The organism is Methylobacterium longum (assembly GCF_022179385.1).
GTDB lineage: Bacteria > Pseudomonadota > Alphaproteobacteria > Rhizobiales > Beijerinckiaceae > Methylobacterium > Methylobacterium longum.
In genome coordinates, this window is the sequence record NZ_BPQS01000007.1 from 230,065 (window position 1) to 245,240 (window position 15,176).

Below are 15,176 nucleotides of genomic sequence, written 5' to 3' on the forward strand. Positions count from 1 at the left end.
CCTCCGCGCGCTCCCGGTTCAGGCCTCGGCCTGGGTCGGGGCGGACTCTTCGCCCTCGACTCCCTCGGCGCCGTCCTCGGCCTCCGGCTCCGGCAGAGCCTCGATCCAGCCGGCCTTGAGGCGGGCGGCCATAATCAGGCCCTCGGCCTCGGCACGGGACAGGTCGAACCCGTCGAGGTAGCCGGCGTGACGCACGGCCTCGGGGCCGCGACCTTCGGTGTAGCCGACGAGATCGTCGGTGGCGCAACCCGCCAGATCCTCGACGGTCTTCACGTCGTTCTCGCCGAGTGCCACCATCATGGGTGTCGTGACGCCCTCGATCTCGCGCAGCTCGTCGGCGACGCCGAGTTCGGTGCGGCGCGCGTCGTGCTCCTGCTCGATCCGGGCGAGGTGATCCTGCGCGCGCGCCTGGATCTCGGCGCCGGTCTCCTCGTCCAGGCCCTGGATGCCCGACAGCTCCTGGGTGTCGACGTAGGCGATCTCCTCGACGTTGCGGAAGCCTTCCGCGGCGAGCAGCTGGCCGACGGTCTCGTCGACGTCCAGCGCCTCCATGAACACCTGGGTCCGCTCGGCGAATTCCTTCTGGCGGCGCTCCGACTCCTCGGCCTCGGTGAGGATGTCGATGTCCCAGCCGGTGAGCTGGGAGGCGAGCCGCACGTTCTGGCCGCGGCGGCCGATGGCCAGCGACAGCTGGTCGTCCGGCACCACCACCTCGATGCGGTCGGCCTCCTCGTCGAGTACCACCTTCACCACCTCGGCGGGCTGGAGGGCGTTGACGATGAAGGTCGCCTCGTCTTCGGACCACGGGATGATGTCGATCTTCTCGCCCTGGAGTTCGCCGACCACCGCCTGGACGCGGGATCCGCGCATGCCCACGCAGGCGCCCACCGGGTCGATGCTGCCGTCGCGGGAGATCACCGCGATCTTGGCGCGGGAGCCCGGGTCGCGGGCCACCGCCTTCACCTCGACGATGCCGTCGTAGATCTCGGGCACTTCCTGGCCGAACAGCTTGGCCATGAACTGCGGATGCGAGCGCGACAGGAAGATCTGCGGTCCGCGCACTTCCGAGCGCACGTCGAACAGGTAGGAGCGGATGCGGTCGCCCGGCCGGAAGGTCTCGCGCGGGATCATCTCGTCCCGGCGCACGATGCCCTCGCCGCGGCCCAGATCCACGATCACGTTGCCATACTCGACCCGCTTGACGATGCCGTTGAGGATCTCGCCGATGCGGTCCTTGTACTCGTCGAACTGGCGGGCGCGCTCGGCGTCGCGCACCTTCTGGACGATGACCTGCTTGGCCGACTGGGCGGCTACGCGACCGAAGTCGAACGGCGGCAGGGTATCGGAGATCACGTCGCCGACGAGTGCGCCCGGGTTGTAGCGGCGGGCCTGATCCAGGGTGATCTCGCGGGCGTCGTTCTCGACCTGATCGACCACCAAGAGGTGGCGCGAGAGGCGCAGCGCCCCGGTCTTGTTGTCGATCTCGGCGTGGACATCCGTCTCGGCGCCGTAGCGGGAGCGGGCCGCCTTGGCGATCGCCTCCTCCATCGCGTCGATCACGATGGAGCGGTCGATCACCTTCTCGCGGGCGACCGCATCGGCGATCTGGAGGAGTTCGAGCCTGTTGGCGCTGACGACGGCCATCGGTGTCGGTCCTTCTCTTCCGTCAAATCTTCGGGACGGCCGCGCGTGGACGGCCGTCGCGGGGGTCTCAGTGCAGGGAGTCACGGTCCTTGAGCCGGGACGCCTTGGTCACGATCGGCTTCTTGGGACCGGTCCGGGCCGGGTGTTTGGGCTTGGCCGCGGGACTGGCCTTCTTCGGCCCCTGCGGCCGGAAGGGCGCGCGGGCAGGCTCCGCCGCGCGCTCCTCGACCGGTTCCGCATCTTCGGCCTCGTCGGCCTCGTCCTCGGCGGGCGGACCGCCGCGGCGGAGCGATTCGCGGATCAGTTCGTCGGTGAGGACGAGATGGGCCTCGGCGAGGTCCCTGAGCGGCAGGTCGATGCGGCTCGGCAGGCCTTCCTTCACGTCGGGCAGATCGATCGGGACGGTGAACCCCGCCGGATCCGGCGCGCCGAGGATGCCGCGGAAGCGCTTGCGCCCGTCGAGGGGCGGGCTCAGCTCGACCTTGGCCTCGTAGCCGACCCAGCGGGCGAAATCCGAGATCCGCACCAGCGGCCGGTCGATCCCCGGCGAGGAGACCTCGAGGTTGTAGGCGCCCCCCACCGGATCGTCGACGTCGAGGATCGGGGAGATCGTCCGGCTCACCGCCTCGCAATCCGCGATCGTGAAGGTGCCGTCCGGCCGCTCCGCCATGATCTGCACGGTACAGCCGTTGATGTTGTTGACCTTTACCCGCACCAGCCGGAAGCCGAGACCCTGGAGAGGCCCCTCGATCGCCTGCGCGACGCGCGCGGCGACACCGGCCTCGCGGACGAGGCGCTTCTCGGACAGATCCGCTTCGATCTCGGACGACATGGGTTTGAGCGCGCAACCTTCGCGGCGTTCTGCCTGGCCCGCCCGCGGCGTACGGCCTCGTGCGGCGAGGGACGGTGCGGCGAAAAAAAAGAGCGGACCCGGTGGGGCCCACTCCCGAACCGCAGCCTCTCGACTGCCATCAGAACTGATGGAGGCTAGATAGCGACCCTTTGCCGGGAGCGCAAGGCGGATCGGATGCGCCGCGGGGACCGGGTCTTCCAAATCTCGCCCGCATCCTGAGGCGCCGCAGCGCAGCGGAGGCCGCGGCTCGCCGCGCGCACCTCCGATGCGGGGAGATCGACGACGCCCCCCCGCCTCCAGCATCGTCAGCCGCTGCGCGGCACCCGCCCCTCCAGCGGATAGGCCGGATCGTTGTAGCCCGGCGTCGTCGGGTGACCCGCGGCCACGAACCCGTCGACCAGCGCCTCGTCCTCGGGGGTGAAGGCGTAGTCGAGGGCGCTGAGATATTCCTGCCACTGCGCCTCCGTGCGCGGTCCCGCGATGACGCCGGTGACGAGGCGGTTGTTCAGCACCCAGGCGGTGGCGAACTGGCCGGCCGTGATACCCCGCGCCTCGGCGTGCTCCCTGAGCGTCCGGGCGATCCGCAGGGATTCCGGCCGCCACTCGGTCTGCATCATCCGGGTGTCCTGGCGGCCGGCGCGGGACTCGGCCGGCGGCGGGGCGTCGGGATCGTACTTGCCGGTGAGCACGCCGCGGGCAAGCGGCGAGTACGGCACGACACCGAGCCCGAAATGGGCGCAGGCCGGCAGGTGCTCGGTCTCGGGCATGCGGTTGAAGGCGTTGTAGTAGGGCTGGCTCACCACCGGCCGGTCGATCCCGATCTCGTCGCAGATCCGGCAGATCTCGGCGACCCGCCAGGACCGGTGGTTCGAGACGCCGAAGTGGCGGATCTTGCCGGCGCGGACGAGGTCGGCCATCGCCCGCACGGTCTCCGCGAGCGGCGTGTGGTGGTCCTCCTTGTGGAGGTAGTAGATGTCGATGAAGTCGGTGCCGAGCCGGCGCAGGCTGTCCTCGGCGGCCTTCATGACGTGGACCCGCGAGAGGCCGCCGTCATTGATGCCGGGCCCCGTCGGGTTGGCGACCTTGGTGGCCAGGATCCAGGCGCTGCGCTCGGACCTGATCGCCCGGCCGGTGATCTCCTCGGAGCGGCCGTCCGTGTAGACGTTGGCCGTGTCGATGAAGTTGATCCCGGCCTCCCGCGCGCTGCCGACGATGCGGCCTGCGGCGGCCTCATCGGTGGGCCCGCCGAACATCATCGTGCCGAGGCAGATCGGCGAGACCTTGAGGCCGGAGCGGCCGAGATTGCGGTACTGCATGGGATCCATCCGGTGTCCGTCGCCACGCTATCTCGCCGCCGGGGCGGCGTGGTCAACCACGCAGGTGAACGCATCCCCGTAACCGTCACGCATCCGCGGCGAACCGACCCGCGACGGCACCGATGGCCGGACACGGCCGTTCCCGCCGCGGGCGCGACCGGATTGCCACCGCCATCCCGTCGACGCATGCCCTGTTCGAGATCCCATGATTGATCGCTTGGCCATCCCCCTCCCCTGGCTCGACCGGGCCGGCCGCCTCTCCTGGCTGAAGCTCGCGGTGTTCGCGGGCTGCGTCGCACCGGCGCTGTACCTCGCGGCCGCCTACCGGCTCGATGCCCTGGGCGCGAAGCCGATCACCGCGCTGATCCATGCCACCGGCGAGTGGGCGGTGCGCATCCTGCTGTTCTGCCTGGCAATCTCGCCGCTGCGCCGCATCGCCGACTGGCCGAAGGTCTTGGTCGTCCGGCGGATGCTCGGCGTCGCCGTGATGGCCTACGCGGTCGCCCATCTCACCCTCTACGCGGTCGACCAGAACCTGATCCTCACCAAGGTCGCCTCGGAGATCGCGCTCCGGCTCTACCTGACCATCGGCTTCGTGGCGCTGATCGGCCTGATCGCCCTCGGGCTGACCTCGACGGACGCGGCGATCCGCAATCTCGGCCCGAACTGGCACCGGCTGCACCGGCTCGTCTACACGATCGCCGTGCTGGCGCTCGCCCACTACTTCCTGCAATCGAAGATCGACGTGACCGATCCGGTCTTCTCGGCCGGCCTGTTCCTGCTGCTGATGGGCTGGCGGGTGATGCGGCGGTTCAAGTGGCCCGAGCGGCCCTGGTCGCTGCTTCTCCTCGCGCTGCTGGCCGGCCTCGTCACCGCGGGGTTGGAAGCGGCCTGGTACGGGTTGGCCAGCGGCGTCCCGGCCAGCCTCGTCCTCGCCGCCAACCTGGACTTCTCGGGGCCGATCCGGCCGGCCTGGTGGGTGCTGGGGATCGGGCTGCTCCTGCCGGTCGCGGCCCTGGTGCGGCGCCCGCGGGTACCCTCGGCCGGACCGGCGCCGGCCCGGCGGCCCGCCACCGAGGCCCGCGCCCCGCGTGTGCAGGAGCCCTTGTCGCCGCCGGCGTGATGCCGCAGAACCCGCACCCGGCCCAGCGGAGCTTCCAGGACGACATGCGCGGCACGCTTCTCCTGATCGCGGGACTGCTCGCACCGAGCGTCGCCCTCGCGGCGCCGCCCGCGACACCACCGGGCGCGACCGCGAAACCGGCCGCCAAGGCGCCCCCGGCCGCGGCGGCGCCGGCCGTCGCGGCCTGCACCCCGCCCGAGCCGCCACCGGCCTCCGTCCGGCCGACCAAGCCGGCCCTGCCGGAGAAGCCCGCCTGCCTCGACGCCAAGGCGGGCTGCCCGGGCTGGGAGGCCTACAGCTACAACGACGCGATCAAGGCCTATAACCTGCAGGCGCAGGCCTTCCGGCCGATCGCCGAGGCCTACCTGCAGAAGCTCAATGCCTACGTGAAGGCGAGTGCCGAATACGCCCAGTGCGAAGTCACCGCGATGCAGAAATAGCCGGCTGAACGGAAGCCGACACGGACCTGCGGCGGCGGTTCAGGTGCCTCGGTGCAACCTCCGGAGATGATGGCCGCGATCCCCGTGTGCCCGATTCCGCTGAGGCCCCCGTGCCCGCCCGTCGCCTCCTCGCACGCACCGGACTCCTTGCCCTGCTCCTCGCCGCCGGCCCGGCGCTGGCCGCCGATTTCGGGGGGCCCTATACGCCGCCCGGCTATGGCGGTCCGCCTCAGGAAGACGAGCCCGAACGCGGCCCCCCGCCGCCGCCGCCGCGGCGCGAGCCTGAGTTCCGCGGCCCCCGTTTCACCGCCGCGCCGCCCGAGCCGTGCCGGGAATTCGTGCGGCGCCGGTTCGATCCGGACGGCGCGCCGGTGCTGCGCCGTGTGCGGGTCTGCGACGAGCCGGCCTTCGACCGCGGCCCGCCCCCTCCGCCGCCGCCGGAGGACATCCCGCCCCGCCGCTGGGGCGGACCGCGCTGGTAGGATGGACCTTGCGGCACCCGGTCGGTGCCTCGGGGCTTCCATCCCCGGCGGAGCGAGGCAATCCCTTCGGCGCCGCGCCGAGTGACATCGCCCCGCTCCGGATCGCGTCGCTTCGCGCGTGATGACGGCCAGGACCGCCTCAGCCGAAGGTCCCGACCGGAAGGCGACATCAGATGCGCGCCGGCGCCTTCTTCAGCGCCGCCGCGAAGGCCTTGAGCTGGCGGTTGAGGTCCGCCAGCTCGTTCAGCGCGATGGTCTTGTGGCCGTCGCGGACCGCGCGATCGATGTCCTCGACCTGCGAGGCGACGAGGCGGCGGATGGCGGTGGCAACTTGTTGTCGGGTCATCGATTCGAGCGTCTCGTGCGTGCGTCCTGGCGGGCCTCGACGGACGGCCGGAATCGGGCCGTCGACACGGTTCGGTGATAGGGCGGTAGGCTTAACCGTTGGTGTCCGCACCCGCCCGGCGCACAGGGATTCCGGTCCTATCGGCGCCCCTGCATCTCGGCGCGCCGCATCGGCATCGCGTCGATCGTGGCGAACAGCGTCTGCGGTGGGATCGGCGTGTCGGCGGCGAGCTTGGCGCCCCCGTCCTTCCCGATCAGGACCGCGCGGAAGCGGTCGGCCGGCAGGCCGAGCCGCGCGCGCAGAGCCAGCGCCCCGGCCCCGGAGCCGATCGCTTCCAGCACCACGAGGTCGCGCTCGGCGACGCTGGCGCGGGCGGCCCCCAACGCGGCCCGCTGGGCCCTCAGCTGCGCATCCCCGCCGTCGGGTGCCGACAGGACCAGCACCCGGGCGCGGTCCCGATACCTGTCGAGCGGGCCGGCCGAGGCGGCCCCCGCCGTTAGGATCGCCAGGCCGAGCCCCAGTGTCGTCCGCCGCATGCAGCCGCTCCCCGCTCAGGAGATCGGACAACGCACGATCCGGCCCGGAGATCGCCGCCGCGCCTTTGCCGCAGCCGCCTCGCGCCCCAGATCGGAGGCGGCATCCAGCATCCGGGAGTCTGCCATGACCGAGTCCGCCACGACCGAGTCCGCCACGATCGCCATGAACCGCCGCATCGTCCTGGCCTCGCGCCCGCACGGCGAGCCGCGCCCCGAGAACTTCCGTCTGGAGGAGGTGCCGGTACCGCGTCTCGGCCCGGGGCAGGTCCTCCTGCGCACCCGCTGGCTGTCCCTCGACCCCTACATGCGCGGCCGGATGAGCGACGCCAAATCCTACGCCGCCCCCGTGGAGATCGGCGCGCCGATCACCGCCGAGACGGTGGGCGAGGTCGTCGCCTCGAACCACCCGGACCATGCCGTGGGCGCCCTCATCACCGCCTTCGCGGGCTGGCAGGACTACTTCGTCACCGACGGAAAGGGGTCACGCAGGGTCGATCCGGCCGCGGCGCCGCCCTCGACGGCGCTCGGCGTGCTCGGGATGCCCGGCATGACCGCCTATACCGGGCTTCTCAACATCGGCCAGCCGAAGGCCGGCGAGACCGTCGTGGTCGCCGCCGCTGCCGGTCCCGTAGGCTCCCTCGTCGGGCAGATCGCCAAGCTGAAGGGCGCCCGCGCCGTCGGGATCGCGGGCGGCCCGGACAAGTGCCGCTACCTCACCGAAGAACTGGGCTTCGACGCCGCCATCGACCATCGCGGCGCCGATCTGCCCGTGGCTCTGGCCGCCGCCTGCCCCAAGGGCATCGACGTCTACTTCGAGAATGTCGGTGGCGCAGTCTTCGCCGCCGTGATGCCGCTGCTCAACCCCTTCGCGCGGATCCCGGTCTGCGGCCTCGTCTCGGGCTACAACGCCACCGAGGTGCCCCCCGGCCCCGACCGCCTGCCGGGCCTGATGCGCTCGGTTCTCACGAACCGGCTGCACATCCAGGGCTTCATCGTCTGGGACTTCGCCGATCAGGCGGAGATCTTTCGCCGGGAGGTCGGCGGCTGGATCCAGGAGGGCCGGGTCCGCTACCGCGAGGACGTGGTGGAGGGCCTGGAGAAGGCACCCGAGGCCTTCGTCGGCCTGTTGAAAGGCCGGAATTTCGGAAAGCTGGTCGTGCGGGTCTCCTGACCGAGGCTTGCTGCCGCTCAAGAACAGATATAGAACATAGAGATCCGTCGGCGCTGCGGAAAGCGGGCACAAGCCCGCTCCGCAGGTTGCCGCTCCGGAAGCCCGGGCGCATGGTTCGCGCGCCTCCGGGCAGATGCCCAGTGAGATCCGTACGGTGAGGAGAGAGCGATGGCGGGCAGCGTCAACAAGGTGATTCTGGTGGGCAATCTCGGGCGCGACCCCGAGATGCGCCGCCTCGGCTCGGGCGATCCGGTGTGCAATCTGCGGCTCGCCACCTCCGAGTCGTGGAAGGACAAGGCCTCCGGCGAGCGCAAGGAGAAGACCGAGTGGCACTCGGTCGTGATCTACAACGACAACCTCGCCCGCGTGGCCGAGCAGTACCTGCGCAAGGGCTCGAAGGTCTACATCGAGGGCCAGCTCCAGACCCGGAAGTGGACCGACAATTCCGGCGTCGAGAAGTACACCACCGAGGTGGTGCTCCAGCGCTTCCGGGGCGAGATGACGATTCTCGACGGGCGTGGCGGTGGCGGCGGAGACTTCGCCGGCGAGGACGAGGGCGGCGGCCAGATCAGCCGCGGCGGCGACTTCGGCGGTGGCCGGGGTGGTGACCGCGGGGGCGATTTCGGCGGCGGCCGCGCTCAGGGCGGCGAGCGGCGTCCGGCCCCGGCGTCCTCCGGCAACGGCAATGGCGGCGGCGGTGGCGGACGCGGCGGCTACGACCTGGACGACGATATCCCGTTTTAGGTCGTTCCATCGGCGCGGCGACAGGGCCTGCGCAGGATACACCAACGACAGATGGGGTGATTGGGGTCACGCCGTGGGTCGTCTGAAGGCGGCTGCTCCTATCGAGATGTGAGATCGTGGTCGACGTCGGATCGCCACAGCATCAGGAAGGAGCAGCCATGACGTACTTTGCCGGACTCGATGTCTCCCTGGAAGAGAGCGCGATCTGTGTGGTCGATGAAACGGGTCGGATCATCAAGGAGATGCGGGCCGCCAGCGAGCCTCTCGCCCTCATCGCTGCCCTGACGGGGCTCGGCCTTCCCCTGGAGCGCATCGGCCTGGAGGCGTGCTCGCTGACGGCATGGCTGCACGATGGGCTTCGTGCAGCGGGTCTACCGGCGACCTGCATCGAGACGCGCTCCGCTAACGCAGCCATGAAGACGATGCCCAACAAGACCGACCGCAACGATGCCCGTGCACTCGCCCAGATCATGCGCACGGGCTGGTTCCGGCAGGTTCACGTCAAGTCGCGCCAGTCTCGGCTCTGGCGGTCGCTGCTGGTGGCGCGCCGCACCGTGCTCAACGAGATGCGCGCGATCGAGAACGTCGTGCGGGCGATCCTGCGCGAGGGCGGGATCAAGCTCGGCACACCGGCACACGCAGCCTTCGCTGGACGGGTTCGGGAGATGGTGGGCGACGATCCCCTGATCCTGCCGATCGTCACGCCCCTGCTGGCGATCCTGGCCACGATGCTGGAGCAGCTCGATCGGCTGACCCGGCAGGTCCTCGTCATCGTACGGGGCGAGGCGGTCTGCCGACGCTTGATGAGTGTGCCGGGCGTCGGCCCGATCACCGCGCTCGCCTTCCGAGCCACCATCGATCAGCCGGAGCGGTTCCGACACTCCCGGGACGTGGGTGCGCATCTCGGTCTGACGCCGTCCCGCTATCAGTCGGGCGAGACCGACATCCAGGGCAAGGTTAGCCGCTGCGGCGACGAATTGGCCCGCACCGCGCTCTACGAGGCGGCCCACTCTCTGCTGACGCGTAGCCGCAAATGGTCGAGCCTGCGCGCCTGGGGCCTGCAGATCGCCAAGCATCGTGGCATGGCCCGAGCCCGCGTGGCGGTCGCGCGCAAGCTCGCCGTCGTCCTGCACCGGATGTGGAGCGACAAGACCGAGTTCCGCTTCGGCAAGGAGCCGACCGCGGCCATTGCGGCCGCCTGACCGAAATACACCTGCCCGGTCGAACTGAACGACGGCAGGCCAGACTTCACCCGCGAGGGTGGCCCGGATCGTTCCCGTGGGGACGATGGGTGAGACGATCTCGTTAAGAGCCCCGAACCGGTCCGCGTCAGCAGATCAGGTCGTGAGACAGATTGAGACGCCTTGCTCTCCTGACCCCATCATGCGGCGGCCTTGCGCCGACCGCGAAGAGAAGCGCGTGACCCGCGGGAGCGACACAGCCGAGAGCAGAAAACATCGATCAGGAGACGCTTGCCTCACGAACCCCAATCAGAGAAGGCTCTAAGTTCAGACCCGCCGCGCCCCGCGTGGCGGGTCATTCTTTGGAACCAGGCTGCTATCCGCCGGTGCCGGGCGCGCCGTCGGGCATCGCAGACCCACTGCGGGCATCGCATCCGGGGCCGGGCGCGCCGGCGGCATACCGTCGGTCCGGATGTCGCAGACCGAACCCGTAGATCGGTGACGCTGCGCGTAGCCAGCAGCCGGACGAGCCTGACTCCACGATCCGACATCACGACGGCGACCACAGGAAAGGGTCGACACCCCGTCATGATGGCCGGCGCCGCGGCCTTCAGCCGCCTGGCGTGGCCGATCCTCCGGCTGCTGACCCACGCCGCGCCGACCTACGTGCCGGCCGGCGAGGTTCTCCATGCGGATGCTGTCCGTTGCCGGCGGTCCCCTCGGAGCGATGCGGACCGCGTTGTTCAGCCAGCGCGCCGCTCCGCCCCTGCGTCGTCCGCGATCGGGCGACCTCAGAGCATCGGCAGGCCGCCGGTGACCGGCACCAGGGCGCCCGACATGTAGCTGCCCTCGCGGGAGGCGAGCAGCACGTAGGCCGGCGCCAGTTCCGCCGGCTGGCCGGCGCGGCCCAGCGGCGTCTGCGCGCCGAGCTGCTCCATCTCCTCCGGGCTCTTCACGATGGGCTGGATCGGCGTCCAGACCGGCCCGGGGGCGACGCAGTTCACCCGGATGCCCTGCGGGGCGAGGAGGTTCGACAGGCCGATGGTCAGGCTCGCGATGGCGCCCTTGGTGGCAGCGTAGATCAGCATGTTCGGGCCGGCGACCTTCGCCTGCACGCTGGTGCTGTTCACGATCGCCCCGCCCGGCTTCATGTGCGGCACCGCCGCCTGAGCGAGGTAGTACATGGCGAACACGTTGGCCCGGAACGAGCCCTCGATATCGGCGGCCTTCAGATCGCCGAGGCCGTCGTTGACCACCTGGGCGGCGGCGTTGTTCACGAGGATATCGAGGCGCCCGAAGATTTCCACGGTGCGCGCCACGAGGGTCCGGCACTGGGCCTCGTCGCAGATGTCGCCCGGGAGCAGCAGGCAGCGGCGCCCGGCCTTCTCCACCCAGGCCCGCGTCTCCTCGGCATCCTCCTGCTCGACCTCCAGGTAGGAGATCGCGACGTCGGCGCCCTCCCGGGCGTAGGCGATCGCCACCGCCCGACCGATCCCCGAATCACCGCCCGTAATCAGCGCGGCCTGACCGGTGAGGAGGCCCTTGCCGACATAGCTCTGCTCGCCGTGGTCCGGCCGCGGCGTCATACGCGTGGTCAGCCCCGGGCGGGGCTGCTGCTGGTCTCCGGGAAAGGGCGGGCGCGGGCCTGCCTCGCGCGGATCGTCGGTCATGGGCTGCGGCTCCTGGCGGCAGGGTCAACGGGACCTGGTGCGGCCCGCAAACCCCGCCGCCTGCGCCCGACCGTCACAACCCCGCGAACGGGGCGGATGGACGCCGGATCAGAAGGCGCGGTTCCGGTTGGCGTGCGGACCGCCGTAGCGGCGACGCAGGTAGGACACCACCTTGGGGAGGATGAAGGCGATCAGGATCTTGCGCATCGGGCAGCTCGCGTCACGGGTTTGTGAGCGAGCAATGCGTGGCCCGCATCGCGGTTCCGCTCCGAGCGCCGGATCAGAGTTCGAGCGTCAAGGTTACCGGGGCGTGATCCGACGGTCGCTCCCAACCCCGGGCCGCGCGCAGCACCTCGACCTTGCGGACCGTGCCGGCGAGATCCGGAGAGACCCAGGCGTGATCGAGCCGCCGGCCCTTGTCGACCGCGGCCCAGTCGGGGGACCGGTAGCTCCACCACGTGTAGATCTTCTCCGGCTGGGGCGTGAGATGGCGCGCCGCGTCGATCCAGCCCGCCTCCCCGCGCAGAACCTCCAGCGCCTCGGTCTCGACCGGCGTGTGACTCACCACGTCGAGGAGCTGCTTGTGCGACCAGACGTCGTGCTCCAGCGGCGCGACGTTGAGGTCGCCGACCAGGATGGCCGGACCGGAGACGCGCTTGCCGCCCCAGGCGCGCAGCTCGCTCAGGAAGTCGAGCTTGTGGGCGAATTTCGGATTGAGGCCGCGATCCGGAACGTCGCCGCCGGCCGGCACGTAGAAGTCATGCAGCACGATACCGGCGGCCGCCCCGGCCTCCGGCCCGAGCACCGCCGAGATGTGGCGGGCATCCGGCCGGTCGCAGAAGGGCATCACGCTCCGGGTGTGGAGGGGAAAGCGCGAGAGGATCGCGACGCCGTTATAGCCTTTCTGGCCGGCGAACATCACGTGCTCGTAGCCGGAGCCGCGCAGGGCCTTGAGCGGGAAGGCGTCGTCCGGACACTTCGTCTCCTGGAGACAGAGCACGTCGGGTGTGTGCTCGGCGAGGAAGCGCAGCACTAGGTCGATGCGCAGGCGCACCGAGTTGATGTTCCAGGTGGTGACGGTGAGCTGCACGGGCTGAGCCGGGGTTCGGACGGTGTTGCGCTCCGATAGCCGATTTCGCGTTCCGCGACAGTCCGCTCGTCGCAGCGGCCCCGAAATGCCGTGCGTCCCCTCCCGGCAGGCGCTATGTCCGTGCCCTGCCCTCTCCCGGGCCCCTCGTCGAGGCCCTGCCATGGCACATGCTCGCTCGCTCCTGTTCGCCGCCTATTGGGCGGCCTGGACGACCCTGTTCCTCGTGCCGCTGGCGATCTTCCTCCTGTCGGGGAGCCCCGAGCGGCCGATCCGGCGGGCGACGCGCCTCTGGGCGCGGGGCATCCTGGCCGGGCTCCGGAGCATCGTCGGGCTGCGCTACGTCGAGGAGGGGCGCCATCACCTGCCGGACGAGCCCTGCCTGATCGTCGCCAACCACCAATCGACCTGGGAGACCCTGGCCTTCCTGGTGCTGGTGCCGGACGTGGCGATCGTCGCCAAGCAGGAATTGCTGGCGATCCCGGTGGTGGGCTGGTTTCTGCGGCGTTCGCCGATGATCGTCATCGACCGCGCCAACGGCACCCAGGCCCTGCGCACCATGATCGACCAGGGCCGCGCCGCCGTGGCGGCCGGCCGGTCTGTCCTGATCTTCCCCGAGGGCACCCGCGGCGACATCGCCGCGCCCCTGCGCTTCAAGCGCGGCGTCGAGTTGCTCTACGGCCGACTCGGCCTGCCGGTGGTGCCGGTGGCGCTGAATTCCGGACTGTTCTGGCCGGGCGGTATGGCCACCCGGGCCGGGACCGTGGTGGTGAGCTACCTCGCCGCCGTCGCCCCGGGCCTGCCGGCCGCCGAGTTCCTGCACGGGACCGAGGCGGCGATCGACCGGGAGCTCGACCGCTGGCGGGAGCCCGGCCTCGGCGGGATCGGCGTACGGGCGGCGTAGAGGCGTCGCTTACTGCTGCGACTGCTGGATCTGCTGCTGCATCGCCTTGTCGGCGGCGCGGCCGTAGTTGATGAAGAACACGCTGCCGTCGACGCCCTTGCCCTTCTGCAGGTTCGAGAGCTGCACGGTGGTGATGTAGCCCTGCGGGTCGGTGATCCGCCACTGCGACAGGGTCTTCACCTCGGGATCGAAGAACAGCTGGATCTTCGAGGTGCCTCCGAGGGTGGCGCGATCCTCCAGGCTGATGCGCACGCCGCCCGCGTCGTTCGCCACGTCGGTCACGGAGAGGTCGCGGGCGAGATCGATCTTCTCGCGCAGCAGGAATTTCAGCGGCGTCTGCGCGATGAAGTAGAGGTCCTGCGTGTTGAGCTTGCGGTCGCGCACCGCCACGGAGGTCCCGTCGGCGATCACCTCGAGGGGCGAAGGCTGGTCGTAGTCGAAGCGCAGGCGGCCGGGCTTGGCGAGCGTCAGCTTGCCGCCGATCCGCCGTCCGTCCGCGCCGATCTGCATGAAGCTGCCGGTGAGCGTGTTGATCCCGTTGAAGTAGGCGTTGGCCTGGGCGAGCAGCGTCGCGGCATCGGCCGGCTCGGCGGGGGAGACCGCCGTCGGCGCGCCGACCGCCGCGACCTTGGGTTCGGCAGCCTTGTGCTCGGCCTTGTCGGCACCCTTGCCGGCCTTGAGGCTTCCGGTCTTGGGGGCGTCCTTGCCGGGCTCCTTGGCGGCGTCCTTGGCCTTTGAAGCCGGCTTCTTCGCCGGTGCGGGGGCCGGCCGCGCGGCCTCCGGCGGCGGCGCAGGCTCTTCCTTGTGGCCGAACAGGCTGTCGATGAAGGCGCCGACCTGCGCCTCGGCCGGATTGGCGGTCGCGAGCCACAATCCGGCGGCGATCAGGGAGCCGGCTGTGCGGGTGCGGCGGCCGATCATCGGCAGAATCTCCTGAGGAACCGCTGGCGGGCTCCGGCGCCATACTGACGGGTGTACATGAGGGTGGCAGGCTGCCGCGGAACGCGCGCCACCCCGTCCTTGCGAGCGGAGCGAAGCCATTCCCGGCGGCGCGACATCCGGCACCGTGGCGCCGCTGTCCTGCTTGGCTCCGCTCGCAAGGGCGGGACGGTCTTCGCAGCGGCCCGTTAGACCCCCACCCTGTGGCGAAGATGCGACGTCCGGGCCGCCGGCATGGGCAGGCGGCCCGGACCCCGTCTCACTCGTCGTCGTACATGCCGTTCGACATGTGGGCCGCGCCGGCGACCAGGATCTCGCGCTTGCCGGCATGGTTGGCCGGGCCGACGATGCCCTCGATCTCCATCCGCTCCATGATCGAGGCGGCGCGGTTGTAGCCGATCTGCAGGCGGCGCTGGATGTAGCTGGTCGACGCCTTCTGGTCGCGCAGCACCACCTCGATCGCCTGTTTGTAGAGGTCGTCGGACTCGCCGCCGGTCGCCGCCGCGAAGGCGCCGATGTCGAAGACGGGGGCCTCCTCCTCGGACTCGTCGGAGCGCTCGGCCCTGTCGGCCGGGACCGCCTTGCCTCGGCCGGACCGGCCACCTTCCTTGGCGGGCTCCTCGGGCGAATCGTCCGCGGTGACGGCGTCGAGGTAGCTGGGTCGGCCCTGGCGCTTGAGGTGGGCGACCACGGTCTCGACCTCGCTGTCCGAGCAGAACGGCCCGTGCACGCGCGTGGTG

The 15,176-nt window shown here is 70.7% G+C and carries 16 protein-coding genes; 7 read left to right on the forward strand and 9 right to left on the reverse strand.

The window, feature by feature from the left end; translation table 11 throughout:
* Positions 1 to 18: 18 nt before the first annotated feature.
* The 3 genes from nusA to MFF58_RS09430 form a co-directional block, all read right to left on the reverse strand.
* Entirely contained in the window at positions 19 to 1,644 is a 1,626-nt protein-coding gene (nusA, locus tag MFF58_RS09420; RefSeq protein ID WP_238286844.1) for a transcription termination factor NusA, read from the reverse strand.
* Between the two features lie 67 nt (positions 1,645 to 1,711).
* Entirely contained in the window at positions 1,712 to 2,476 is a 765-nt protein-coding gene (rimP, locus tag MFF58_RS09425; protein WP_238286845.1) for a ribosome maturation factor RimP, read from the reverse strand.
* Between the two features lie 326 nt (positions 2,477 to 2,802).
* On the reverse strand, positions 2,803 to 3,813 hold the full coding sequence (locus MFF58_RS09430; protein ID WP_238286846.1) for an aldo/keto reductase: 1,011 nt from the start codon (positions 3,811 to 3,813) through the stop codon (positions 2,803 to 2,805).
* Positions 3,814 to 4,018: 205 nt separating this feature from the next.
* Between MFF58_RS09430 and msrQ the strand changes: the two genes are divergently transcribed.
* The 3 genes from msrQ (at position 4,019) to MFF58_RS09445 (ending at position 5,858) form a co-directional block, all read left to right on the forward strand.
* Positions 4,019 to 4,936: a protein-methionine-sulfoxide reductase heme-binding subunit MsrQ gene (msrQ, locus tag MFF58_RS09435; protein WP_238286847.1), complete on the forward strand. Its 918-nt coding sequence runs from the start codon at positions 4,019 to 4,021 to the stop codon at positions 4,934 to 4,936.
* A 44-nt stretch (positions 4,937 to 4,980) separates the two neighbouring features.
* Positions 4,981 to 5,376 (forward strand): hypothetical protein, encoded by a 396-nt coding sequence (locus MFF58_RS09440; RefSeq protein WP_238286869.1) that lies wholly within the window; start codon positions 4,981 to 4,983, stop codon positions 5,374 to 5,376.
* 110 nt (positions 5,377 to 5,486) lie between these two features.
* A complete protein-coding gene (locus MFF58_RS09445; RefSeq protein WP_238286848.1) occupies positions 5,487 to 5,858 on the forward strand; it encodes a hypothetical protein in 372 nt (123 codons plus the stop codon).
* 169 nt (positions 5,859 to 6,027) lie between these two features.
* On the opposite strand, the gene MFF58_RS09450 is transcribed toward MFF58_RS09445, so the two are convergent.
* On the reverse strand, positions 6,028 to 6,204 hold the full coding sequence (locus MFF58_RS09450) for a hypothetical protein (RefSeq protein WP_238286849.1): 177 nt from the start codon (positions 6,202 to 6,204) through the stop codon (positions 6,028 to 6,030).
* A 137-nt stretch (positions 6,205 to 6,341) separates the two neighbouring features.
* Positions 6,342 to 6,740, reverse strand: coding sequence for a DUF4174 domain-containing protein (locus MFF58_RS09455; protein WP_238286850.1), 399 nt, complete (start codon positions 6,738 to 6,740; stop codon positions 6,342 to 6,344).
* A 124-nt stretch (positions 6,741 to 6,864) separates the two neighbouring features.
* On the opposite strand from MFF58_RS09455, the gene curA reads away from it, so the two are divergent.
* The 3 genes from curA (at position 6,865) to MFF58_RS09470 (ending at position 9,857) form a co-directional block, all read left to right on the forward strand.
* A complete protein-coding gene (gene curA / locus MFF58_RS09460) occupies positions 6,865 to 7,911 on the forward strand; it encodes an NADPH-dependent curcumin/dihydrocurcumin reductase (RefSeq protein ID WP_279603055.1) in 1,047 nt (348 codons plus the stop codon).
* 168 nt (positions 7,912 to 8,079) lie between these two features.
* Positions 8,080 to 8,655 (forward strand): single-stranded DNA-binding protein, encoded by a 576-nt coding sequence (gene ssb / locus MFF58_RS09465; protein WP_238286851.1) that lies wholly within the window; start codon positions 8,080 to 8,082, stop codon positions 8,653 to 8,655.
* Positions 8,656 to 8,813: 158 nt separating this feature from the next.
* Positions 8,814 to 9,857 carry an IS110 family RNA-guided transposase gene (locus MFF58_RS09470; protein ID WP_238286852.1) on the forward strand — a complete coding sequence of 348 codons (1,044 nt, stop codon included), beginning with the start codon at positions 8,814 to 8,816 and terminating at the stop codon, positions 9,855 to 9,857.
* 770 nt (positions 9,858 to 10,627) lie between these two features.
* Here the strand turns inward: MFF58_RS09470 and MFF58_RS09475 are convergent.
* Together MFF58_RS09475 and MFF58_RS09480 are read right to left on the reverse strand one after the other, a co-directional pair.
* Positions 10,628 to 11,506: an SDR family oxidoreductase gene (locus tag MFF58_RS09475; RefSeq protein ID WP_238286853.1), complete on the reverse strand. Its 879-nt coding sequence runs from the start codon at positions 11,504 to 11,506 to the stop codon at positions 10,628 to 10,630.
* 280 nt (positions 11,507 to 11,786) lie between these two features.
* Positions 11,787 to 12,596 carry an exodeoxyribonuclease III gene (locus tag MFF58_RS09480; RefSeq protein ID WP_238286854.1) on the reverse strand — a complete coding sequence of 270 codons (810 nt, stop codon included), beginning with the start codon at positions 12,594 to 12,596 and terminating at the stop codon, positions 11,787 to 11,789.
* Between the two features lie 160 nt (positions 12,597 to 12,756).
* Here MFF58_RS09480 and MFF58_RS09485 point away from each other — a divergent pair, with 160 nt between their 5' ends.
* On the forward strand, positions 12,757 to 13,497 hold the full coding sequence (locus MFF58_RS09485) for a lysophospholipid acyltransferase family protein (protein WP_238286855.1): 741 nt from the start codon (positions 12,757 to 12,759) through the stop codon (positions 13,495 to 13,497).
* 9 nt (positions 13,498 to 13,506) lie between these two features.
* On the opposite strand, the gene MFF58_RS09490 is transcribed toward MFF58_RS09485, so the two are convergent.
* Complete coding sequence (locus tag MFF58_RS09490; protein WP_238286857.1) at positions 13,507 to 14,418, reverse strand: LolA family protein; 912 nt, start codon at positions 14,416 to 14,418, stop codon at positions 13,507 to 13,509.
* Between the two features lie 277 nt (positions 14,419 to 14,695).
* Positions 14,696 to 15,176, reverse strand: a 481-nt coding sequence (locus tag MFF58_RS09495) for a DNA translocase FtsK (protein ID WP_283206431.1), incomplete at its 5' end; no start/stop codon positions are given.